Annotated in this window: 1 protein-coding gene; it reads right to left on the bottom strand. The window is 57.9% G+C overall.

Annotation, left to right across the window (positions count from 1 at the left end; all coding sequences use genetic code 11):
- Positions 1-1,674 (bottom strand): hypothetical protein (locus tag GJ633_RS16435; RefSeq protein ID WP_156589623.1); only part of this gene is annotated, 1,674 nt, incomplete at its 3' end.
- Positions 1,675-1,734 lie beyond the last annotated feature (60 nt).

Consider the following 1,734-nt stretch of genomic DNA (forward strand, 5'->3'; position numbering starts at 1 on the left):
CGTACCTGGCTGCGAATTCGGTTCGAGAGTCAGGTTGTGGGGTACCGATGTCGAGAGCCCGTTGTCGGCATCCAAGGCGAACGGGTCGTTGACGTCCGGAATTCCGTCGCCATCGTCGTCAGTATCTTGAGCATTCGGAGTACCGTCGCCGTCGAAGTCATTCTCCGGTGGCTCCTGTTCCTCCTGATACTCGAGGACGACGACGTTGGACATCAGTCCGTAGTCACCGTCTTCATCCTCAACTACCGCGAGGATGTAGTTCATCCCACCCTCGTCCGGCGGTGACTCCGTGTTGTTGGTGAGACTCACCGTCGCGTGACCGTGACCACCTGCGTCCAGCTCCACGTCGTGCTCAGTCTTGTCGAGGTAGAACCGATTCGCCTCGTAGTCCTGAACACTACTGAAGTCACTGAAGCTGAAGGATCCGTCAGGTCCAGTAACGTTCATCTCGCCTTCAATCCGGTACAACGCCACATTACCGTTCGCCGGACCCTCGGTAATGTGAATGAGGTGTTCTTCACTGTTGACGACGGCCGCCTCGTGTGGCGCACCGAGCGCACTGCCGTCAGTCGAGACTCCGTCAACACCGAGCGTGGGAGCACTCGGGACATCGTCATCTGCGACACCGACTGCACCGGCAGGACTTCCATCACTGGCCAACTCCGTCGTCTGCGTCGTGCCGTCTTCGTACTCGACAGTCACCGTCGTCCCTGCCATCTCCAGTCCCGATATCTCGTAGGCCTGGTGGTACGGACCGCCACCAGCCCCAGTTTCCGACTGCGTGTCGTGATTGTAGTCGATGTTGCCCGACGCAGTTTCTCCAGCGGCAATCGGGTCGCCGCTGAAGTCGATAGTCATCGTCTGACCGGACGTGCTCCCGGAGTATCCGTCCTTCATTCCGGCTGCCTGAAGGTCAGGGAGCGCCGCAGTCGACGCGTCCAACGTGACTCCGGTTATCGGGACGTCGCCAGTGTTCTCGATGCTCACCGGGTCCGTGAAGAGCCACGGGCTCGTGTCCTTGTCTTGGTTGCCCTCAAGGACCGAGATATCTGCACTGTGGGCTTCTTCCTGGGTTTCGACAGTCTCGACGCTGAGATCGTGCCAGGTTCCGTCGAACGGGTCGCTATCGATCGACGTCGAGATTATCCCAACGGCGAGTCCCTGTCCGTCAGAGGTGTCAAGCAGGTCCTCAACGTCGTAGACGACCGGACTTCCACCACTGGTGACCTGAGTCCAACTCCCTCCATCGATTCTGTAGTAGGCAACAGCCTCGTTCGTCGACGGGTCAACAACGATAGAGAGGCCGATCTCAGTGTCGGGACCAGCAAGCTCGGAGTCGGCCATCCTATTCGGACTGAGGGTCGAGTCAACCTCTTGACTGAACTCAATCTCGGGTTGGCCATTTCCAGCGACAAGCTTGACATAATCCTCCTGGTCACCTTCACCGATCTGAATTCCGAGGTTCTGGTAGTTCTCGGGATCCTCTGGAAGACCGCTCACCGTCGTGTTGACGGCGAACTTCTCACTGGGAGGATCGATTCCGAATTGGAACGAGCTTTCGACGTTGTCGTTACCAGTTGCGTCACCCGTTGATATGTCTTCAACCGTTAGCGAGTTGATGCTGATTCTCGACTCGTCGTACTGTTCGTCCCACGACGCCGACCCGTTCGTCATGTGACCCGTGAATCCGAGATCCAGGATCGTATTCGGGTGTGAATTCGCTTCCAGGTTCAG

Source organism: Halorubrum sp. CBA1125, assembly GCF_009742825.1.
Lineage (GTDB): Archaea > Halobacteriota > Halobacteria > Halobacteriales > Haloferacaceae > Halorubrum.